This window comes from Pseudomonas sp. MWU12-2037 (assembly GCF_023242345.1).
Taxonomy (GTDB): Bacteria; Pseudomonadota; Gammaproteobacteria; order Pseudomonadales; family Pseudomonadaceae; genus Aquipseudomonas; species Aquipseudomonas gingeri_D.
Genome location: NZ_JALLIZ010000008.1, coordinates 235,183 through 257,793 on the forward strand (window position 1 = coordinate 235,183; position 22,611 = coordinate 257,793).

10 protein-coding genes are annotated in these 22,611 nt (G+C 61.1%); 5 read left to right on the forward strand and 5 right to left on the reverse strand.

Translation table 11 applies throughout. The annotated features are described in order from the left end of the window. Nucleotides 1-49: 49 nt before the first annotated feature. From gloA to M5B42_RS17105, 4 genes are all read right to left on the reverse strand, one after another. Nucleotides 50-580 carry a lactoylglutathione lyase gene (gene gloA / locus M5B42_RS17090; RefSeq protein WP_103495641.1) on the reverse strand — a complete coding sequence of 177 codons (531 nt, stop codon included), beginning with the start codon at nucleotides 578-580 and terminating at the stop codon, nucleotides 50-52. 610 nt (nucleotides 581-1,190) lie between these two features. Then, nucleotides 1,191-1,547 (reverse strand): histone-like nucleoid-structuring protein, MvaT/MvaU family, encoded by a 357-nt coding sequence (locus M5B42_RS17095; RefSeq protein ID WP_103495640.1) that lies wholly within the window; start codon nucleotides 1,545-1,547, stop codon nucleotides 1,191-1,193. A gap of 242 nt (nucleotides 1,548-1,789) precedes the next feature. Continuing rightward, nucleotides 1,790-3,361 (reverse strand): EAL domain-containing protein, encoded by a 1,572-nt coding sequence (locus tag M5B42_RS17100; RefSeq protein WP_248746501.1) that lies wholly within the window; start codon nucleotides 3,359-3,361, stop codon nucleotides 1,790-1,792. A 149-nt stretch (nucleotides 3,362-3,510) separates the two neighbouring features. Continuing rightward, entirely contained in the window at nucleotides 3,511-4,383 is an 873-nt protein-coding gene (locus M5B42_RS17105) for a LysR family transcriptional regulator (RefSeq protein ID WP_248746502.1), read from the reverse strand. Nucleotides 4,384-4,471: 88 nt separating this feature from the next. On the opposite strand from M5B42_RS17105, the gene M5B42_RS17110 reads away from it, so the two are divergent. Together M5B42_RS17110 and hppD are read left to right on the forward strand one after the other, a co-directional pair. Next, nucleotides 4,472-5,413, forward strand: a complete 942-nt coding sequence (locus tag M5B42_RS17110; RefSeq protein ID WP_248746503.1) for an EamA family transporter — start codon at nucleotides 4,472-4,474, stop codon at nucleotides 5,411-5,413. A 246-nt stretch (nucleotides 5,414-5,659) separates the two neighbouring features. Beyond that, entirely contained in the window at nucleotides 5,660-6,736 is a 1,077-nt protein-coding gene (gene hppD, locus M5B42_RS17115; protein WP_152738881.1) for a 4-hydroxyphenylpyruvate dioxygenase, read from the forward strand. A 122-nt stretch (nucleotides 6,737-6,858) separates the two neighbouring features. On the opposite strand, the gene M5B42_RS17120 is transcribed toward hppD, so the two are convergent. Beyond that, nucleotides 6,859-7,500, reverse strand: a complete 642-nt coding sequence (locus tag M5B42_RS17120; protein WP_103495635.1) for a DUF1345 domain-containing protein — start codon at nucleotides 7,498-7,500, stop codon at nucleotides 6,859-6,861. 401 nt (nucleotides 7,501-7,901) lie between these two features. On the opposite strand from M5B42_RS17120, the gene M5B42_RS17125 reads away from it, so the two are divergent. From M5B42_RS17125 to M5B42_RS17135, 3 genes are all read left to right on the forward strand, one after another. After that, nucleotides 7,902-9,071 (forward strand): substrate-binding domain-containing protein, encoded by a 1,170-nt coding sequence (locus tag M5B42_RS17125; RefSeq protein ID WP_248746504.1) that lies wholly within the window; start codon nucleotides 7,902-7,904, stop codon nucleotides 9,069-9,071. Nucleotides 9,072-9,284: 213 nt separating this feature from the next. After that, on the forward strand, nucleotides 9,285-21,680 hold the full coding sequence (locus M5B42_RS17130) for a filamentous hemagglutinin family protein (protein ID WP_248746505.1): 12,396 nt from the start codon (nucleotides 9,285-9,287) through the stop codon (nucleotides 21,678-21,680). Nucleotides 21,681-21,993: 313 nt separating this feature from the next. Then, nucleotides 21,994-22,596: a transposase gene (locus tag M5B42_RS17135; protein ID WP_177098958.1), complete on the forward strand. Its 603-nt coding sequence runs from the start codon at nucleotides 21,994-21,996 to the stop codon at nucleotides 22,594-22,596. Nucleotides 22,597-22,611 lie beyond the last annotated feature (15 nt).

The window sequence follows — 22,611 nt, forward strand, 5'->3', positions numbered from 1 at the left end:
AAGCCCCATGAATCCCTGATTCATGGGGCTTTTTCTTGACCGGGCGCTATCAGATGTCTTGCAACGGCGCCGGCTGGATGATTTCTACCCAGTAGGCGTCCGGGTCCTTGACGAAGGCCAGGCTTTTCATGCGACCGTCGGTCAGGCGTTTCTGGAATTCGACGCCCAGCTCTTCGAAGCGCGCGCAGGCCGCACGAATATCCGGCACCGAAATGCAGATATGGCCGAAGCCCCGTGGATCGGTATTGCCGTTGTGGTAGGCAAAATCAGGATCGCTTTCGGTGCCGTGGTTGTGGGTCAGTTCCAGGATGCCGGGAATCGACTTCATCCACTGGGTCCGTTCGGCAGCGTCGGCCGGGATCTGCGCCTTGTCCACCAGGGCAAGGAAATACAGGCTGAATTCGGCTTCCGGGAAATCACGTTTCTCCACCAGGGAGAAACCCAGCACGCGGGTGTAGAAGTCCAGGGACCGGGTGGCATCCTTGACCCGCAGCATGGTGTGGTTGAACACGAAGCCCTGGGTGGCGGCGTCGGGTTGGGCGGTAACGCCGGGGAAGGTGTTCAGGTCTTGCAGGCTCATGGGCTCTCCGCAAAGCAGGTGAAAAAAAGCGGGCGATCATGGACGCGGCAGGCAGACTCGCCGATTCCGATCCTGTGGGACAGGATCATACTGAAGCGGGGTGCGGGCGCCAAATTCGGACGGGCGGATTTTAGACTCGGGCACAGATATGCCGGGTAATAGCGGGCTACTTCGATTTTGTCGGGAAGTTATAGCGAAGTGTATAAAACTTGCCGAAGAGGCATAAAGAAGCCCGCCGAAGCGGGCATGGGGCGCTAATCCTTTAGCAGTCTGCATCCTGTAAGAATCGATGTGAAAAATGTGTGAAGAACGTGAATGGCTTGTTTTTCATCCGACAGACGTAATAGAGGTAGCGCATTCCCTCCGCTGGCTGTGAGAGATTTTTTACATGCAATTAAGAACAGTCGGAACGCTTGGGGTCGGTGAATAACGGGCGCGGTGTCGTTTTTGAGTGCTGCATTTCCGACGTTTGTCGCCGAGTAGGAACTCTTGCCTGAAAGAGTTGTCCCCGACAGACGCCGATTGTCGCCATCATGATACCGGGCGGTATGATTTTTGGGCTGCAAGGAAAAGCCCTGCCTGGGCAGGGCTTTCGCGTTCAAGCGTGAAGTCAGCCGCGCAGCCAGGAATCAACGGTCGCTGCCCCGTATTGTTCTTTCCAGGCTTTCAGGCCACGGTGATTGCCGCCCTTGGTCTCGATCAGTTCGCCAGTATGCGGGTTCTGGTAAACCTTGACCACGCGGGCGCGCCGCTGTTTGGGCGCCGCGGCGCCGGTTCTGCTTGGGTTCGGGTCGAGGATCGCGACGATGTCGCGCAGGCTCTTGTCGTAGGTTTTCATCAGGCCCTTGAGTTTTTCCTCGAACTCGATCTCCTTTTTGAGTCCGGCGTCATTCTTCAGGGCTTCCAGCTGGGCGAGTTGTTCTTTAAGGGCCTGTTCTGCGGCACGAAATACGGCGAGTTTGGACAAGATGTTTATCTCCACGAGTTGTATTCGGCTGCCATCCACCTAAAACAAAACGACAAGCCAATGCTTGCAACGGCTTTCGTCACGCGTATGCACCTGGGTGTGGCAGTGCGGAAAGTTACTTATAAGCCTGGGGGCTTCCTATCAAATTACTGCAGGCATGAAAAAGTGTAGTAGTTATCAGGCCAAGAGTAAATAACGTGGGTTAGACGTTGAAGAAATACCGATAGACAAGTGTCAGTGTCTTATTCTGACAGCACGACTTTATCCTCTTGTACGCTGATCTGTCGTTTGAAATTGTTAAGAAAGTCTTCCGCCGGCAATGGTTTACCAAACAAGTAGCCCTGGAGAAACTCGACGCCTCGGGCGCTCAGGTAGTCGCGTTGTAGTGGCGTTTCGACACCTTCGGCAACGATGCCCAGTTCGAGCTTGGCGCTCAATTCGATAATGCTCTCCAGGATATGCCCGGACAACGCGTCGGCGCCGATCATGGCGACGAAGCTCTGGTCGATTTTCAGGTAGTCGACGTTGAACTGGCGCAAATAACTGAGGCTTGAATGCCCGGTGCCGAAGTCGTCAATGGCAATCATCACGCCCATCTCGCGCAACCGGGCGAACAATTGCCGGGCAACGGCGCTGGGTTCGATCAGTTCCCGTTCCGTCAATTCCAATACCAGGCGCACCTGGCCCGGAGCAAAGGCGGCAAGAAAGTCACGGCAGTCGTCCAGCAGTGCGAGATCCTGGCAATGCCGGGCGGTGATATTCACGCCGACGTGAAAGCCGGGTGCAAAGACCGCCGCGTGCGGGGCGAGGAGGGTGGCGGTCTGTTGCAGCAATGAACGGGTCATCGGTACGATCAGGCCCGAGTCTTCGGCCAGGGGAATGAACAGGTCCGGGCGCACCAACCCCTCACGGGGATGCTGCCAGCGCATCAGCACTTCCGCCCCGGCCCATTGGCGGCTATCGCTGCGCACCACCGGTTGGAAATAAGGAATGAACTCCCGGGCCTCGAGGGCTCGCCGTAGTTCGTGGGTCGGTGCGTTGGAGCGATTTTGCAACCAGCGCGTCGTGGCCGCGGCCAGCACTCCAAATACCAGCAGCAAGGCCATCAGGGCCGGGTATTCCTTGCCGACGTAACGCCAGGCTTCTCCCGCCGGGAAGCCTGAACTGACGCTGAAGGGGAAGCGACTAGAGGACAAGCTCGCCTGACCGACGGCAAACCCGGGGGCTTCACCCTCGCGTACCTGGCCCTGGCCGGAGATCCAGACATTGCCGACCTGCAGGCGCAAGCCGGCCTCACGCCCGATCAGGCGCAGGATATTGGCCAGGTGATAACCGTCGATACTGACCATGGCAGCGCCTTTGCCGTCCTGCAGGCGGTAGACCAGCAGTGAGGACTTGGGGGTGACCGGATTACCGTTCATCAACCAGAGCGTGCCGTCGACATAGTCCGCCGGGTCGACCGCTTCCTGATAAGGCCCGAACAAGGAAGTGCAATACAGGTTGTTGTTCCAGGCCAGGTTCGCGGCCCGGACAAAGGGCCGCCGGGTGACCTGTTCGCGCAGGGCCAGTTTGACGTCGTCGCAGGGCTGGCCGGCCAGGGGCAGGATGACATTGGCGGACTCGGCGGCATTGTCGAGCATCAGGTCGAACTGTTTCAGGGCCTCGCCGGCGGTTTTCCCGGCGTTCTGGCTCAAGGTCCGACCGGCTTGCCAATGCAGGATGGCGATCCCGGAGAGAATCGGCAGCAGGCCGATCAGCAGGCTCAAGGCGTAACGGGCGATCCAGGAGCGAGAACCTTTGGCGGTCAATGGCATTGAAGGGAACCTGTAGGGGCAAGGGCGCCTGGAAGAGTAATGCTGCTCACTTACTTAATCTTGAGTACCTACCTTGTGGGAGCTGGCTTGCCGGCGATGGCGTCCGTAAGAGCGCCAAAAGCTTCGCAGACAAGCACCGCTCCCACAGGCTATCTATATTCGAATCGACTGGCCAGGTCGATAAAAGCCTGGGTTGCCGGTGAGACCTGGCGTCGGTCGAGCACGGCGATCCCGATCTGGCGTATGACCGGCGGCGACAACGGCCGGCTGACGTAACCGGGGGCCGGGTGTTCCGGCAGGGATTGTTCGGCCACCACGGTCACGCCTTCACCACGGGCAACGGTCGCCAGGGTGCTGAGCAGTTGCGCGGTACGGTAGCGAATGTCCGGAACCAGTCGCTGGGCCGCGAACAGCTGGGACACCAACTCCCCGGAACCGGCCCCGGTGAGAATGAACGGATCCTGGCACAGCGCCTTGAGTTCAATGGCCGGCTGCTCGCACAACGGGTGGCCGACGGGGAGCAGGGCGACCATCTGGTCTTCCACCAGGGCAAAGGTGTCGAAGCGCTCCTGCGGCAGCACCACGAAACCCACGTCGATCCGCCGCTCTTCCAGCCATTGCAGTACCTGTCGATCAGGACCTTCGTCGACCTGTACCTGGATACCCGGATGTGCCTGCCGGTAGCGGGCCAGCAGCGCCGGCAGCAGCTTGGTCGAGGAAGTGGGCCCGAACGAGCCGATACGCAGGGTCCCGCGTTTCATGCCTCGGGCATCGGCGGCCTCCTGGCGCAAGGTGTCCGCCAGGCCCAGCATGGCCCGGGCCCGTTGCAGCAACTGTGCGCCGATATCCGTCAGTTCCACCTGGCCCTGGTGCCGACGCAGCAACTCGACACCCAACTCCTGCTCAAGCCCCTTGAGGGCATGGGAAACCGCCGACTGGCTGATCCCCAGGCGCAGGGCCGCACTGGTAAAGCCGCGCAGTTCGGCGATCTGGGAAAACACTTCCAGCTGGGTCAGGGTCATGAGCTTTTACTCATTTTACGATGAGTCGACATAAATAAAATAATGCAGCCAGTTTGACAACCCTCGTAATCGATCAGCAGGAGAAACCATGCACACACAGGTGTCCACCTTCGCCGCAGGCAGCGACCTGCGGGTCTACTTCAAGCTTGCCGGAGTCTCGATGATCTGGGGCGGGACCTTTGTCGCCGGGCGCTTCCTGTCCAGCGATATCGCGCCGTTGTTGCTGGCCAGCCTGCGCTTTCTCCTGGCCAGTGTGATCCTGCTGGTGTTTATCGTGGCGACGCGTATTACGCTGGTGCTGCCGGACAGGAAGCAATTGGCTCAATTGGCGCTGCTGGGATTTTTCGGCATTTTTCTCTACAACCTCTGCTTCTTTTATGGCCTGCACTACATCAATGCTTCGCGGGCGTCATTGATCGTCGTGCTGAATCCGGCGGTATTCGGGCTGGCTTCATGGTTGTTCTTCAAAGAGCGGCTGAACGTAGCGAAGGTGCTCGGCATCCTGGTCTGCATGGGCGGTGCGGGGCTGGTGATTATCAGCGGCAACCGCAGCCTGTTCGATGGCGCGGCCCAGACCTGGATCGGTGACCTGCTGATCTTCGGCTGCGTGCTGTCCTGGGCGGTCTACTCGCTGTTCTCCCGTAACCTGACCCGGGTGCTGGGCCCGCTGACCACCGTGACCTATTCGATCTGGCTTGGTGCGGCCATGCTCTGGCTGGCCACCTGGCTGCGGGGGGAGGCGAGTCTTGCGCTCATCGAAACCTTGAATCCACAACAGCTGATGAGCCTGGTCTACCTTGGCGGGCTGGGTTCGGCGCTGGCCTATATCTGGTATTACGATGGCATCCAGCATATCGGTGCAACGCGTGCTGGCGTGTTTATCGGCCTCAATCCGTTGACCGCGGTGATCTGTGGCGCGCTATTGCTGGGCGAGCAGTTGACGCTGATCATGTGCCTGGGCGGCGGGTTGATCCTGGGCGGCATCTACCTGTGCAACCGACCGGCTTTGCGGCTGCCCGGGTCGAAATAAAAAAGGGATACGGACAAACCGGGTTACGCCATGTAGAATCTGGTTACGCATATAAGAATAACGTCTTCTGGCAGCAGAAGCCTCGCCCTGAGAGACTGGGTCGACATGAAGATATTTGGGTTCCAACTGATCTACGGCGATTTCCTGGCCCGCAGTGTGCGGGGCATTTCCTGTGCGCCACCCGCCAACGTCCGCATTGATAGCAACTAACTGACCGTTACTTGATAAAAATGATGAGGCGTCACCATGACCGATATCTTCGAAAACCCGATGGGCCTGATGGGCTTCGAGTTCATTGAATTCGCATCGCCGACCCCGAACACCCTGGAGCCGATCTTCGAGATCATGGGCTTCAGCAAGGTCGCGACCCACCGCTCCAAGAACGTGCACCTGTATCGCCAGGGCGCGATCAACCTGATCCTCAACAACGAACCCCACAGCGTGGCGTCGTACTTTGCCGCCGAGCACGGTCCTTCGGTGTGTGGCATGGCCTTCCGCGTGAAAAACGCCCAACAGGCCTATGCCCGTGCCCTGGAGCTGGGTGCCCAGCCGATCCATATCGCCACCGGCCCGATGGAGCTGAACCTGCCGGCGATCAAGGGCATCGGCGGCGCGCCGCTGTACCTGATCGACCGTTACGGCGAAGGCAGCTCGATCTATGACATCGACTTCGTCTACCTTGATGGCGTCGACCGCAATCCTCCAGGCGCGGGCCTGAAGATCATCGACCACCTGACCCATAACGTCTATCGCGGGCGCATGGCCTACTGGGCGAACTTCTACGAGAAACTGTTCAACTTCCGCGAGATCCGTTATTTCGATATCAAGGGCGAATACACCGGCCTGACCTCCAAGGCCATGACCGCGCCGGACGGCATGATCCGCATCCCGTTGAACGAAGAATCGTCCAAGGGCGCGGGCCAGATCGAAGAGTTCCTGATGCAGTTCAACGGCGAGGGCATCCAGCACGTGGCCTTCCTCACCGACGACCTGGTCAAGACCTGGGATCAGTTGAAGAAGATCGGCATGCGCTTCATGACCGCGCCGCCGGAGACTTACTACGAGATGCTCGAAGGCCGTCTGCCGAACCATGGCGAACCGGTCGACGAACTGAAATCGCGCGGGATCCTGCTGGACGGTTCTTCCCAGGAAGGCGACAAGCGCCTGCTGCTGCAGATCTTCTCGGAAACCCTGATGGGGCCGGTGTTCTTCGAATTCATCCAGCGTAAAGGCGACGATGGTTTCGGCGAGGGCAACTTCAAGGCGCTGTTCGAGTCGATCGAGCGAGACCAGGTTCGCCGTGGTGTACTCGCGACCGAGTAACGCCCCGTTTTCTAAAGGCATACGCAACCCCTGTGGGAGCAGGGCTTGCCCGCGAAGGCGTTCTCAAGGACGCCAAAAGCTTCGCGGGCAAGCCCAGCTCCTACAGGACGGTGTGTTCTGGCTCAGCCAAACAACCCCGCCGCAATATTGATCGAAAACCCCAGAATCGCCGTATTGAACAGAAAGCCGATCAACGATTGCGCCAGCACCACCTTGCGCAATGCCTTGGTGGCTACGCCCACGTCCGAAGTCTGTACCGCCACGCTGATGGTGAAAGAGAAGTACAGGAAGTCCCAATAGTCCGGATGTTTCTCGCCATCGGCAAAGCGCAGGGGCGATTCTTCAGGCTCTCCCAGATAAAACTGCCGCGCATAGTGCACGCTGAAGATCACCCCGATCAGCAGCCACGAGCCCATCACCGTCAGCCCGGTAAAGCCGTAATGCAGCAGGCGCGTGTGCATCTCCAGGTCCTTGCTGCCCGCCAGTTCGACGGTGATCGCCGCCAGGCTGGCAATCGCGGCAATCGACACCATCAGCAAGACTGTCCCGGCATTTTCGTCTTCGCGTTCGACGAAGCGTTGCACATCTTCGGGTCGGGAGCGCACGGTCAGCCACAGCATCATGGCCAGGTAGGCCCAGACGCCGGCATTCCAGCCGATCAGGATCTTGGTCAGTACCGGACTGACCGGAGCCAGTGCACCGACGGCCAGGCCGAGGAGGGCGGAGAGGGTCAAGCGTGGATGGGTTCGGGCGAGATGGGGCATTGGCGCGCTCTGTTTTCAAGTATTCGCGCACCTTAACATGGACCTCGTCATACAGAATCGCCGCGCCCCCGTGCAGTGAGTTCGAAGAACTCGGGTTCCTCGTTCTGTCATATCCCGGCGACCCGGCCCCGTGTCTCGCCGCCTCCGGCGCAAGGCTCTTTGCCACTCCCGTAAAAGTGCCGGAATTGCGCGGCGAAAGTACCGCGAACACCCGAGAATTTATTTAAAAATCAATAAGATTCACCCGAGGTTTTTTCCTTTATCTGTCACCGGAACTTGAGAACTTCTCCCCCATGGCCTCACCCCTCAAGTCGTCTGGAACTAAGGCGACGCATCGAGCGCCATGGCGTCATGAACGAGCAAGTCACTCAACGTACGAACACGACGAAAGGAGATTCTTCATGTTTAAGCGCAACGTTCTCGCGGTATCCCTGACCCTCGCTGCCCTGTGCTCCGCACAAGCGGCCATGGCCGATATCAACGGCGGTGGCGGTACTCTCGCGGCTCCGTTCTACAACACTTCCGGTGTTCTGCCTTCTGGTTTTGCTGCTTATATCGGTGTTGGCAGCGGCGCGGGTAAACTCGCGTTTCTGAACAACGATCCGACTCAGTTCAAACTGCCGGCTGGCACCAACGTGCATTGGGCTGGTAGCGACTCGAAACTCGCGACTACCGATATCGCCACTTACAACACCAATCATGGCGCTGCCTGGGGCCCGCTGATTCAGGTACCTGCAATGGCTACTGCCGTGACCCTGCCGTTCAATAAGGCCGGTACTGCCTTGAACCTCACGACTAACGAAGTGTGCGGTGTTTTCTCGGGTCGTCTGACCAACTGGAACCAACTTGCTGCTCCTGGTGGTCGTACCGGCCCGATCACTGTGGTTTATCGCAGTGACAGCAGTGGTACCACCGAACTCTTCACCCGCTTCCTGAATGCCAAGTGCACCGGTGAAGCCGGTACCTTCGCCGTAACCACCAGCTTCGGCTCCAGCTACTCGCTGGGTGTTCCTGCCGGTGCTGTAAGCGCTATTGGTAGCCCAGCGGTCATGACCGCACTGAAAGCCGCTGACAGCCGTATCACCTACATGAGCCCGGACCTGGCAGTGACTGCCACCGCCGATCTGGACGACGCGACCAAAGTGGCCACCGTCAACTCCATCGCGCCAAACCTCACCAACGTCGGCACCGCCGTCTCCGGGGTCACTCCGCCTGCCGCCGCCAACCGTTCCAACCCGAACCTGTGGGTACCGGTGTTCGCTGCCACGACCAGCCCTACCGACCCAAGCGTTTTCCCTTTCCCTTCGACCGGCTACCCGATCATCGGCTTCACTAACATGATCTTCAGCCAGTGCTACGCCGATGCAACCCAGACTGGTCTGGTGCGTTCGTTCCTGACTCAGCAATACGGTACTGCCCCAAGCGCCAACGATGCGGCTGTGACTGCCAACCGTTTCGTTCCGATGTCCGCAGCCTTCAAGGCCGCCTTGCGTACTAGCTTCCTGACCTCCACCAGCGCTCAGTACGTCGGTAACACCAGCGTCTGCAACGCCATCGGCCGTCCGCTGTAACCCTCGCGTCAACGTAGCGCAATACCCGGTCAGCAACGGTGCAAGCCGTTGCTGATTTTTTGCGTATGCCTACAACTCGATATCGCCCAGATGAATATTCCATGACAAAGGTTCGGTCCCGATCCCCGGTATCCGCCTTAGTCATATAAGCGACACCGGCCTGCGACAGGCTGGCGTGGCAGCCCACTGTGCAACAGATAAGGAAGGGTAGTGATGCTCCGCTGCAAACCTCCGGCAAGACTTAATGCTCAAGCGCGCCATGGCGAACCGTCGATATGGGCGCTCAAGCCCGTGGCCCAGGCGATTGCCCTGTTGCTGGTGGCCGGCAGTGCCCAGGCGCAGACTGCATTCAGTGCTGGCTGGTTTGCCGACAAGGGCGCTGCCCAGGCCGCTAGTGCCGGCCAGCCGGGTGTACAGTTGCCGGGCATGCCGCCACCGTTGGCGCAACAGCAGCAGGCCAACCAGCAGTTGCAGCGGTCATTGGCCAACTTCAATAACAGCGTCGCCGCGATTGCCGCGCAACAGGCGGCGCAGGCCGCTGGCCGCCAGGCTGCCCTGGCTCGTCTGCCGACGGTGCCGGACGGCCTGGGGGAGGGCGGCCTGAAGGTCGATACCGGACTGACCCAGGGCTGGCTCAATGCCAAGGCGCCGGTGCAGACCCAGGCCGATGGCAAGACCACCGTGACCATCACCCAGACTGCCGACAAGGCCATTCTCAACTGGGAAACCTTCAACGTCGGGCGCAATACCACCGTCGATTTCTCCCAGCAGTCGAACTGGGCCGTGCTCAACCGGATCAATGACCCCCAGGCCCGACCGAGCCAGATCCAGGGCCAGATCAAGGGCAATGGCACGGTCATGCTGGTCAACCGCAACGGGGTAATCTTCAGCGGTACCAGCCAGGTCAACGTGCGTAACCTGGTGGCCGCCGCCGCAAACATCAGCGACTCCCAGTTCAGCAAGGGGTTGTATGTCGACAGCACCGGCACACAACCGACCTTTACCGATGCCGTGGGGCAGATCCAGGTAGAGCGCGGGGCGCAGATCCAGACCTTGAATCCCGCGACATCCACCGACTCGGGCGGTTATGCCTTGCTGCTGGGCAGCGAGGTGCTCAACGACGGCAGCCTGGTTACCCCGAACGGCCAGGTCACCCTGGCGGCGGGCGACAACTTCTATATTCGCCAAGGGCTATCCACTGCCGGCAACCCGCGTTCGACCACCCGTGGCAACGAGGTGGCCAGCACCCTGAACAGCGGCAGCCGTTCCGGGACGGTGATCAACAGCGGCTTGATCACCGCGTCCACCGGCGATATCACCTTGACTGGCCACCAGGTGCTGCAAAACGGCGTGATCGCCAGCAGCACCTCGACCAATACCCGTGGCACGGTGCACTTGCTCAACTCGGCGGGTGACAGTACCGGCAGCATCACCCTGGGCACGGGCAGCACCACCGCTATCCTGCTCGATGCCAGCACGACCGGCCTGGACAGCCAGCGCGCCGCCGCACTGGCCGCACTCAACGGTAGCCCCAGCAACCTGATCACCGGCAAGTTCGATAACCTGAGCAGCGTGGTCGACCGCATCGAGCAGTCTCGGGTGGAGATCGTCAGCGGCGGTACCGTGGATTTCCAGAACGGTTCGCTGACCCTCGCCACCGGCGGCCAGGTTGCGGTCAGCGCAGGGCAACGCAGCCTGGTGCGCGACGGCTCGATCATCGATGTATCCGGTGCGGTCGGAGTCAAGGTGGCCATGGAGGCCAACTCGATCAAGGTCAACGTGCAGGGCAACGAGCTGCGTGACGCTTCTGGCAACCGTGATGCAGGCAAGCTGAGCAGCAGCGATGTCTGGGTCGATGTGCGTGACCTGGTCTATGTACCGGCCGGCACCGACGGTTACCCCACGGCGCGTTGGTACACCGCCGGCGGCTTGTTGGAAGTCAGCGGTTACCTGGGCACGCAAGGGCATGGCGTCGGCGAGTGGATGGCCCAGGGTGGCACCCTGACGTTTACCGGCAAGGATGTGGTCACCCAGCAGGGCGCCCAGATCAATCTGTCCGGCGGTACCCTGGATGTGCAGAGTGGCTATATCAAGCAGACCTGGCTGACGGGCTCCGACGGGCGTCTGTATGAGTTGTCCAGCGCCCCGGGCGACCTGCTCTACACCGGGGTCTACAAGGGTTTCGCCGAGACGAGCCTGCGCTGGGGGCAGACGGATTATTACTACAATCCGTTGATCGCTCCGCGCCAGCGTTACGAGCTGGGCTACACCGTGGGTCGCGACGCCGGCAACCTGGTGGTCTCGACCAGCAGCGCGGTACTTGAAGGTCAGGTGATCGGTGATGTGTATCAGGGGCCTCAGCAGAATCAGGCCGCCAATCCGACCCTCGATGGTTATCAGCAATCGCAGACGGCGGTGTCTCGCCGCGCGCAATTGATCGCCGGCACCTACACACCGATCTACGACCCGATCGCGGGGGTGGTCAATTACAACCTCGGCGCCAGCCTGAATCAGGTCAGCTTCGCGGCCAACCCGACTGCCATCGCTGCGGGCGTGGACCTCGGTTCAGTGGTCCCGGTTAGCCGGCAAGGCACGCTGGTGCTGGACACCAACCAGCTCAACGGTTTCCAGCTGGGCGCAATCAAGGTCGCCGCCAAACAACAGATTGAGGTCGATAACAACCTGAGTGTCACCAATGGCGGCACCATCACCCTGTATGGCCCGCAAGTCACGGTGAATGCCGACCTGACGGCCCGTGGCGGTACGCTGCAATTGGGCAACGTATTGAATCAGATCGACCCTAATCAGTCGTTCAAGCTGCAAGACACGCTGATCGCAGCTCCCGGCAGTTCAGTGGCCAGTACCACCGTGGCCGCGGGTGTAACGCTCAACACCGCGGGCCTGTGGACCAACCAGTTGCTGGACTCGACCGACAACCAGGGCCTGCCCTATGTCAACGGCGGCCTGGTTTCCCTGCGCAGCAGCGGCAATCTGAGCCTGCAGGCCGGAAGCCTGATCGATGTGTCGTCCGGCGCGGTGTTGCAGGCCAACGGCAAGCTCCTCGGCGGCAAGGGGGGCAGCCTGATCCTGGCGGCCAATGCCGGGGGCTTCGGCGTGGGCGGTGTGCTGAGCCTGGGCGGCGATATTCGTGCCGTGGGTGTCAACGGCGGCGGCACCTTGACCCTGCAAAGCAGCCAGGTGGTGATCGGTACGCCGACAACACCGGTAAGCGGTGCGGTCGAACTGGACGGTGACTTCTTCAAGCAAGGTTTCTCGGCCTACGACATCACGGGTAACGAGGGGCTGACCGTCGCCGACGGTACTCAGGTGGACGTGAGCCAACCGGTCTATCGTCTGGGCGACAATGCCACCACCGTCGCTTCCGGCAGCGACCCGGCGCAGGCGCTGCAAATCTGGACACCTGACCTCTATCAACAGGATCCGCTCAAGGGCGTGCTGACTCAACGGCGCGGCGCCAGCTTGAGCCTGAAGGCCGGTACGCTCAACCCCACGGATGCACAGCGGGCAACCACTGTACTGACCGTGGGCAGTGGCGCGGTGATCAGTGTCGATCCGGGTCAGGCCATCAGCCTGGGCAGTATTGGCCAACTGACCGTGAACGGCACGCTGAATGCCTGGGGCGGGAAAGTCAGCCTCAATGAAGTCGGTGCCGTGGACCCTTCGCAGGATGTAAATGGCACAGGTAATAGTCGCTCTATCCTACTTGGCGATGAGGCGCTGATCGATGTCGCGGCAAGGGCGGCCACCGCAGTGGACATGCGTGGGCAAGTCTACGGCCAGGTGTCCGGCGGCGGCTCCATTGTCATCGGCGGCGGTGCAATCAATGCGGCGGCCGGCACCGCCACGGCGGCCGATCTTTTTATCGTGGTGAGCAAAGGTGCACGCCTGGAGGCCTCGGGCACCCAGGCCAACCTGGATATCGCCGGTCAGGGCCGCACGCTGGTGGCCAGTAATGGCGGCAGCATTTCCCTGGGGTCCAACAATGGCCTCTATCTGTTGGGCAGTTTCACCGCCCGTGCCGGCGGCCAGGGGGCGGCGGGAGGCAGTCTGTCGGTGGTATTGCAGACGCCGCTTTACTCGCTCACTGGCGGCACAGTCCCGATAGCGACCGACCGCGTGTTGCAGGTTCGAGAACTGGTACTGGGGCAAACCGCCGACTCCGGCCTCGCTCCAGACCTCAATGCGCTGGTCTACGGCCACGGGCAACTGGCCGCCGATCAGGTCCAGACGGGTGGATTCGATAATCTCGCCCTCTACAGTCAGGGTTTCCTGTCCTTCAACGGTAATCTGGACCTTCGCTTGGGCCAGAGCCTGCAACTCTATGCTGGTGCATTCACGTTGCCGGAAAATGTGTCGGACAATATTCACGTCCATGTTGCCGCGCCTTCCCTGTTGCTCGCTGGGGTCCAGCCTCCAATCCTCTCATACGATACATCCCCCGTATCCACAGGAGGTTTTTCCAGTTCGTTATTACCGAGCCAAGCTGATTTTTCTGCCGAGGGGGCGGTGATCGACCTGCGCAACAATGTGGTGTTCGGTTCCAAAGGCTCCTTTGTCAAGAGCCGCGATGACCGGGCCCCAGTGGTGCAGCAGGTCGAGCGACGCGGTTTCGATCAGGTGAATCTGACCAGCCAGGGTGACTTGCGCTTTCTGGCAGGTATACCAACAGGTACCGCGACTCCATCGACGCAACTGATCACGGCTGGCGATCTGCATCTGAGCGCCGCGCAGTTGTATCCCGAAACGGGCAGTATCGCGGCAGTGTCAGCGGGGGCAGGGGATACACTGGGAACGCGGCTCTTGACCATAGGTCGCACCACCCAGGCGATTCCCCAACTGCCGTATTCGGCGTTTGGCAGCCTGACCCTGCTCGCCCCCAATATTGAGCAAGGCGGTGTGGTGCGCGCGCCGCTGGGGCTGATTCAACTTGGCAATGGCAGCACCAAACGCGTGGAGTTGCTGCCCGACAGTCTCACTTCCGTCAGCGGCAACGGCCTGATCATGCCTTACGGCGGGACCTCGGACGGGCAGACTTATCTGTACAACGGCCAGAATGTCGCCTTGTATGGTCAGGCCGGCTTGAATAACGGTCGCGGGATCGGTGTGATCATGGGCGGTCAGTCTATCGTGGTGGCAGCCGATGCCATCCTGGATCTTTCCGGTGGCGGCGATCTGCTTGGTGCCGGTTTCGTTTCCGGTCGCGGTGGTTCCACCGACGCGCGTTACAATCCGCTGGTACAGGTCAATCCCAACGGCACCTTTACCTTGCCGGGCCTGGCGACCAACCCGGTGTATGCCATTGTGCCCGGCGTGCAGCAGGTGTATGCGCCGTCGGCAGGCAAGTCTGGCTCTCAGGACCCGGTACTCGGCCAGCAAATCACCATTGGCGCCGGGGTACCGGGACTGGCGCCCGGCACCTATACGCTGCTGCCTTCAACCTACGCACTGCTGCCTGGCGCCTTCCGGGTCGAATTGAACGGTCTGGCGGGTATTGGCACGGCGACCGGGGCACAGGCCATGCGCAATGGTTCCTGGAGCACGGCAGGGCAGCTGTCGATCGCCAATACCGGTATTCGCAACAGCGTTGCCAATCAGGTCATCCTGACTTCGGCGAGCGTACTGCGCACCTATTCGCAATACAACGAAACCAGCTATAGCCAATTTGCCATAGCTGACGCTGCGAGATTGGGCGTACCGCGCCCGATGATCGAAGCGGATGCGAAAAGCCTGCAACTGAACCTGGTGCAAGGTGCCAGCGGTAGCGCCTTTTCATTCGACGGTATTGGTCGTTTCGGTGCCGCGCAAGGCGGTCATGCGGGTACGGTCGGGGTGATCAGTGATGGCGCGATCGAAGTGGTATCGGCAGGAGCACCGGCTTCGTCAGCCTTTGCCGGTGTCACGGTAGATGATCGTAGTCTGAACGCCCTGGGCGCCGCGAGCCTGATGATTGGCGGCATGCCGACGATCACTTATGGACAGGGCGGAAATTACATCGGCTTGGGTTTCAACCTCAGCAGCAGCGTGGTGCTGCGTAGCGGGGTGAAACTGGCGGCACCTGAGGTGCTGTTGGTGTCCAATGGCGGAGCGATCACGGTCGAGCAGGGCGCTTCGATCAACACCCTGGGTATGGGCTCCACTGCGTATGATGCCAGCCAAGGTTATATCTACAATCTGACCACCTCGGACATCAATCACTATAACTTCCTCGGGGTTTCCAACGGATTGCTTCAGGTCCTGGCACCGTCATCGCCAGGTGCTGCCGGTATCCATATCGGCGTCTGCAATTCGGGGCCTTGTACCGAGCAAACGGAGCTGTATTCCTCAGGCTCCATCGTCGTGGGGACGGGCAACGATTTCGTGCTCGACGATAACGTGCGTTATGGCACGCGCCACCTGACCCTGGCCCTGAGTGCCGTCAACCTCGGCAGCGACCAGGCCCTGGCCGATGCCGCCAGCCGCAACCTGTTGCCGGCTGGCCTGAGTTTGAACCAGAGTGTGCTGGCGCGCCTGCTCAAAGGCGATACCCAATACGGCGCTCCGGCCCTGGAAACCCTTGAACTGGCCGCTCACGACAGCGTGAATGTGTACGGCAGCACGACCCTTGATACCTATGACCCGCTGACCGGAAAATCCCTGCTCAGCAACCTGATTCTCAGTACCCCGGCCATTTATGGCGCTGGCGGTGCCGCTGATGTAGCGACCATCCACACCGCCGACCTGATCTGGAATGGTGCAGCCAACCCCGCTGGCAATGTGGTCGCCGGCGGTGCCGGTACTGGCAGTGGACGGTTGAACCTGCAGACCGAAACCCTCGAGTTCGGCTACGGGCCGTACACCCAGCCGAATTCGGTCGCCAGCCTGGACCGGCTGCTCCTTGGCTTTTCCCAAGTCGATATCAGTGCCAGCCAACAGGTAACCGCCAACCACAAAGGCAGCCTGTCGGTGTACCAGAGCCAGGGCGCTTATCAGGCGGGCTCGGGCTTCTCCTACAGCGGTGGCAACCTGAATATCTCCACGCCCTTGCTGACGGGCGAAGCCGGCTCGGTGAACACCATCACCGTCGGTGGGGCACTCAACGTTGCGGCACTGTCCGGCACCCAGACCCGCACCGGCGGCCAGGGTGCCAAACTCTCGTTGAACGCCAACAGCCTGCTCCTCGACACCGCGGTGGTGTTGTCCAGTGGCCAATTGAACCTGACCGCCACGCAAGACCTGACACTGGGTGACGGCGCGCAGATCGATATGGCCGGTCGGGCGATCAAATTCAACGATGTGACGCAATACAGCTGGGGGGGTGACGTCACCCTGAAAAGCACCACCGGTAATATCTACCAGGCCGCGGGTTCGCGTATCGACCTGTCGGCGCAGAACAACCGGGCCGGTCAATTCACCGCCCAGGCCGTGGACCCGGTTGAAGGGCTGGTGGACTTGCAAGGCAGCATCCTGGGCAGCAGCAGCGGCGTCTACGATGCCGGCGGTACCTATCTGCCTTACCTGGGTGGTTTTGCCAGTATCCAGGCCCAGCGCCTGGGGGCCAGCGGTGCCGAAGATGCGTCATTCGCCGCCCTCAACCAACGTCTGAACGAAGGGCAGGTCTATGGCGCCCGGACCTTCCAGATCAAGCAGGGCAACCTGACCATCGGCAACGACCTCAAGGCCAATGCCATCGTGGTTTCGCTGGATAACGGCAGCCTGCTGGTCAACGGCAAGGTCGATGCCAGCGGCGTTCAGGTGGGCAGTATCAATCTGTCGGCCAGCCAAGGTCTGACCCTGGCCGGTGGTGCGGTGCTGGATGCCCATGGCAGCGGTCTGCAAGTCGATAGCCAAGGCAAGATCATCGATTCGCCGAACCGCGCCATGGTCGAGCTGAACTCCGGCCAGGGCCTGTTGACCCTGGCCAGTGGCGCCACCATCGATCTACGGGCCGGTACTGGCGTCGCGTTGGGCAGCGGGCCGGGCCAGAACGATGGCCGAGCGCGGGGTACCCTGGAGCTCGATGCGCCACGTCTGGGCGGAGTCTCGGCCGGCGATATCGCCATCGATGCCAGCGGCAACCTGGCGATTCGCGGGGCGCGTTCCATCGCCGTCAATGGCACCTGGCAGTACAGCGATGCACCGTTGGGCGCCGACCCTGCGGCCAGTGGTCGGCCTTACCAGGTAATCACCCAGGCTTACCTGGATGGCATCGACCAGCAAAACAGTGCGTTTGTCGACGCGGCGCTGCTCAACAACAACTTGCTGCAGAACAAGCTCGCCGGTTTGTATAACGCCACTTATGGTGATGCCCTGCACCTGCGTCCGGCAGTTGAGATTGTCAGCGCCACGCCGGGAGGCGACCTGGTGGTTCAGGGGGATGTCGACCTGTCCGGTTATCGCTATGCCAGCCTCAATCCCTTCACCCAGAAAACCGGGGTGTACGGCTCTGGCGAAGTGGGCAAGCTGGCCTTGCGTGCCGGCGGTGATCTGAATATCTACGGCAGCATTACCGACGGCTTTGCGCCGCCACCGAAGACTGATGACGACACAGGCTGGTTGCTGTTGTCCGGGATTGATTTCTCGGGTGGCAATATCGTGGTACCCGGAGCGGGCGTGACCTTGGCCGACGGCACCCTTTTTCCGGCGGGGTCGACCTTGAACTACGATGTACCGCTCAGGGCCGTGACCCTGGTATCGGGCACGCGTTTACCCGTCAGCGCTACCCTGGACCAGCCATTGTTGCTACCGGCTGGTACCGTGCTGGCTGCTGCGGTACGTGATAGCAATGGTAATCTTCTGTTCGCCGCCGGTACGCAGTTGACCCAGGCGCAAAGCCTGCCGGCCGGCACGCAGCTAGATGCCGGTACGCTGTTGAGCGCCAATACGGCCCTGCGTGCATTCAGTTGGCCCAGGGGCGTGGCGCTGCCAAGCATCGCCGGTAGCTCCCAGCCGTCAACCAATGTACTTGCACTCAATGGTGATCTGGCCCTGGCTCGTGGCGCGTTGATCCCGTCGGGGACCAACGTGCTGCTCCCGGGCGGGGTGGGTTCGGTGCAACTGCGCCCTGAAGTCGGTGGCCGCCAGGGCGAACTCTGGGGCGTCGCCCCGATGCTCGCCGAGGACTCCCAGTCATGGTCATTGCGTCTGGTGGCCGGCGCGGATACCACGGCGGCGGACAACCGCGTTGTACAAGTCAGTCCCGCCCACGGCGATATACATCTTGCCGACAGTCATTATGGGATGTACGGCGTCGGGGCGTTGGTCTACACCGAAGCAGGATCTCTTGCTTATTGGGGGGACCTCAGCATGGTTGGCCAACCTATTGATTTCGCGGCAATAGGTTGGCCAACGTTTTGTACGGATACTCCTGGAGGTTGCACGACAATTCCAGGCTCGGCCTACACCGTCAACGCTGGTAGTTCGCGCTTCAGTGTCATTCGTACCGGTGCCGCCGATCTTGAACTCGTCTCCGCCGGTAATCTGAGCATGGACTCGTTATTTGGCGTCTACACAGCGGGTACGTCCTCCACCCCAGCGTCAGCCAATGATCTCTATAACCAACCCAGGGCAGCAGGCGCCAGTGGATCTGTGCTCAATGCCTTGTTCGGTGGTAGTGAGAGTTTGGTAAACGGCGGTACCGATAGTGTCTATCGTGCCTGGTATCCCGAGGGGGGCGGCAACCTGACGCTCAAGGTCGGTGGCGATTTGAGCGGGAATATTGTCTTGCCTACTGCCAACGGGATATCCAAACCCAACGGCGATACCGACCATGATTCGGCCGATGTCGCCAATTGGCTCTGGCGTCAGGGTAGTGGAAACGTCGATACCGGAGCTTCGCCGCAGCCTACCGCCTGGTGGATCAATTTCGGCACCTACGCCGCATCGATGACTTCTGGTGCGGATCAGATGGTCGGTTTTACCGGGCTCGGCACCCTCGGCGGTGGCAACCTGAACGTTCAGGTCACGGGCAATGCGGGGGTGTTGGCGAGTTTGGCCGGTCATGCCATTGGCACCGACAGTGTCAACCTGCGTACCGAGGGGCTGGTATTGGCGGTGGGTAGCACGGGGCGGGTCGCAGCCGATGGCAGTGTGCAGGTGACCGGGGGCGGTAACCTTACTTTGCGGGTCGGTGGCGATCTGAACCCTGGAGTGGCTGTCGCCGCGAACACTCAGACAACCGACGATCAGAACGGGGTAATCACCAACTTACGCGGTCACGCCGCATTGGACAGCAGTACCGTCGGTGCGCTGGCACTCTTGTATGGCAACAATAGCAGCCAGCAGGCACCGGGAGAGACCCGTGGCTACGCAGCCTTTACTTCAACGCGAAGCCTTGCGGGTGGGGGCCTGACGCTGGTCCCGGGAGATGCGACCTTTGACCTGTCGACTCTGGGCGATCTGGCTGTGCAAACGGTCAGCGACCCAGGGCGCATTGTTGCGATGAATGCGTCGTCTTACCTGACCAGCGATGGCAGCCATGGCAGCGGCCTGAGCTGGTTCTCATTGTGGACCGACCATACGGCCATCAACCTGTTTTCAGCGGGTGGCAACCTGACGCCGTTGATTCAGGGGGCGTTGTCCGACAATGCCGTGGTCTACCCTTCCATCCTGAACGCCGTTGCCGCTAATGGCAGCATCTATTATGGGGATGCGGCCAACAACAACCCTGGCGCTGCCATTGCCGCCGCGCTGACCTTGGCACCCTCGAACAAGGGACAATTGCAGCTCCTGGCCGCCAATTCGATCTATGGCGGTAATCTGACCATCAGCCAATCCAGCGCAACCCCGAATGCGCTGGCCACACCTGAACGACCTGCGTTTGTTGCCGTATTACCGGGTAGCAATTCAATTATCAGCGGCAGCAGCAATCTATCGGCGGATGGCAACCGACCTTTCGGCGGTGCCGGGCCTTTGTTCGCGTTCGGTCCCGATAGCGCCTCCGGATTGTGGAACGCAGACGCCGAGCCCGCACGTTTCTACGCGCTGAACGGAGACCTTGTCGGGGTAAGAAGCGGTCGCATCGTAACTTTTACGGAGCCCACCGACTCTCGTTTTGGTCAATCCTGGTATGAAGGTGGTGAATCTGTCTGGATGCAGGCAGGGCGAGATATTGTCAGCAGTGGTAGTTCACCTGCCGGAGAAATCAGTGACGGAAATATCTATCGGGCCGTAGGCAACCTCTTCGTCCAGAACAACCCCAACGACATCTCCATGGTCTCGGCCGGTCGCGACATCCTCTACAGCAACTTCAACGTTGCCGGTCCCGGCACCCTGGTGGTCAGTGCCGGCCGCAATATCCTGATGGCGGACAAGACCAGCATCACCAGCCTCGGCGCCGTGGTCCCCGGCGATTCCCGCCTGGGCGCCAGCATCGTCATGCAGGCCGGCGTCGGCCCCAACGGTCCTGACTACCAGGCCTTTATCGCCCCGTATCTGGACCCGTCGAACCAGGTCGATGCCGGAACACCTTTGGCCAGCCAGCCGGGCAAGGTGGCCAAGACCTACGATATCGAACTGGTGACCTGGCTCGGCGAGCGTTATGGCTTTACCGGCAGCGTCGACGAAGCACGGGCCTATTACGCCGCGCTACCGGCCCAGCAGCAGGACATCTTTGCCCGCACCGTCTACTTCGCCGAACTCAAGGCCGCCGGCCGCGAGTACACCCTGGCCGGCGGTGTTCGCCAGGGCAGCTACCTGCGCGGCCGCGATGCCATTGCCGCGCTGTTCCCGGAGAAGGACGTCGCCGGCAATCCGATCCTCTACCAGGGCGCCATCACCCTCTATGGCCCGTCCGGCGTGCACACCAACTTCGGCGGCGATATCCAGATGCTTGCCCCCGGTGGCGGCCTGGTGTTCGGTATCGAAGGCAGCGCACCGCCGTCCACGGCGGGGATCGTCACCCAGGGCCAGGGCAATATCCAGCTCTTCGCCCAGGACAGCATCCTGCTGGGCCAGAGCCGGGTCATGACCACCTTCGGCGGTTCGATCACCGCCTGGTCGGCCGAAGGCGATATCAACGCCGGTCGCGGTTCCAAGACCACCGTGGTCTACACGCCGCCCAAGCGGGTCTATGACACCTGGGGCAACGTGAGCCTGTCGCCGGCGGTGCCGAGCACCGGCGCCGGTATTGCCACGCTGAACCCGATTCCGGAAGTCCTGCCCGGCGATATCGACCTGATCGCGCCACTGGGCACCATCGACGCGGGGGAGGCGGGGATCCGGGTTTCGGGCAACGTCAATATCGCCGCCTTGCAGGTGGTGAACGCGGCGAATATCCAGGTGCAGGGCAAGTCTTCGGGCGTGCCGGTGGTGGCGTCGATCAACACCGGGGCGATCACCTCGGCCAGCGCCGCGGCCACCTCGGCGGCCCAGGCGGCCGACAACGTCGCACGCCAGCAGCAGGCTAGCGCGCGGCAGAACCTGCCGTCGGTGTTCAGCGTGCAGGTCCTGAGCTTCGGCCAGGAGCGCCTGGAGCCTTCGCGTGACGGTGCCAGCCGTGGCACGCCGGGCTACAACCCCGACAGCCCGGTGCAAGTGCTGGGTGCCGGGCCGTTGAGCGAGCAGGCCCGGGCCCGTCTGACCGAGGAGGAACGGGGCAATCTGACCTTGTAATGATCTGATGTTTCTCCTCAGGGGCGGCCGTACTGGCCGCCTTTTTTTTGCCTGTGAGATCGCCTCCTGCAGGAGCCGGCTTGCTGGCGATAGCGGTGGTGAATCCAACATCGCTATCGCTGGCAAGCCAGCTCCTACAGGTCCGTGCTCCCCCTTGAAATGAGCATCTGCGTCCGCCGCGGAATGAAGCTTTTATGACAAAAGTTCGGTAGCACAAGGCCAGCCCGGTCATGGATATGTGAAGCGGTCAAGGGCACGCAAGGGGACATGTCCCCACGCCCATGGCAAGGCCGGGAGAGAGACGAGGAGAACTATGGAACGTTACTCGAAGGTAGGCATGCAGGAACTGGATCAGCGTTTGTCGAAGATCGTCGAGGCGGCACGCAAGAAGCCCGTCTCGGTCTATCGCTACGGCGCGCCCTGGGTCTGGATTGTCTCCCAGGACGATTGGCAGGGCGCCCTGAAGGAAGTCTCCAGCTATATCCCGCCCGGCCATTCCCTGGTGTTGCTGCGTCCGCAGATCGACGACCTGCTCGACGACGATCGTGAATTCCTGCGCTCGCTGAATGCCGACTCCGGCATGCAGATCGCCCCCCAGACCGTCATGCACATTCTCTTGCTGCAACTGCTGTATTCGGTACCCAGCGAGCAGCAACTCTACGAGCAGCTCAATTACAACCTGCTGTTCCGCTGGTTCGTCGGCCTCGACCTGAACCAGAAGGTCTGGAACTTCAGTGTGCTGAGCAAGGACATCGCCACGCTGCTGGATCACCCACAGGCGGTGCTGTTGATCCAGAAAATCATCGGTGAAGTGTTCTGCGGCGCCTTGCTGCAGATGCCGGAGTTCTCCCTGAACTTCGCCCAGCTGCATACCTGGCTGGCCCGGCACCCGTCGATATCGAACGTGAATAACTGAAGTGTCCGGGGTATT

What these genes read in the sequence shown, in the direction of transcription:
- gloA (WP_103495641.1), bottom strand. Translation starts at nt 580, where the DNA reads ATGAGCCTGCAAGACCTGAACACCTTCCCCGGCGTTACCGCCCAACCC.
- M5B42_RS17100 (WP_248746501.1), bottom strand. Translation starts at nt 3,361, where the DNA reads ATGCCATTGACCGCCAAAGGTTCTCGCTCCTGGATCGCCCGTTACGCC.
- M5B42_RS17105 (WP_248746502.1), bottom strand. Translation starts at nt 4,383, where the DNA reads ATGACCCTGACCCAGCTGGAAGTGTTTTCCCAGATCGCCGAACTGCGC.
- M5B42_RS17110 (WP_248746503.1), top strand. Translation starts at nt 4,472, where the DNA reads ATGCACACACAGGTGTCCACCTTCGCCGCAGGCAGCGACCTGCGGGTC.
- hppD (WP_152738881.1), top strand. Translation starts at nt 5,660, where the DNA reads ATGACCGATATCTTCGAAAACCCGATGGGCCTGATGGGCTTCGAGTTC.
- M5B42_RS17120 (WP_103495635.1), bottom strand. Translation starts at nt 7,500, where the DNA reads ATGCCCCATCTCGCCCGAACCCATCCACGCTTGACCCTCTCCGCCCTC.
- M5B42_RS17125 (WP_248746504.1), top strand. Translation starts at nt 7,902, where the DNA reads ATGTTTAAGCGCAACGTTCTCGCGGTATCCCTGACCCTCGCTGCCCTG.
- M5B42_RS17130 (WP_248746505.1), top strand. Translation starts at nt 9,285, where the DNA reads ATGCTCCGCTGCAAACCTCCGGCAAGACTTAATGCTCAAGCGCGCCAT.
- M5B42_RS17135 (WP_177098958.1), top strand. Translation starts at nt 21,994, where the DNA reads ATGGAACGTTACTCGAAGGTAGGCATGCAGGAACTGGATCAGCGTTTG.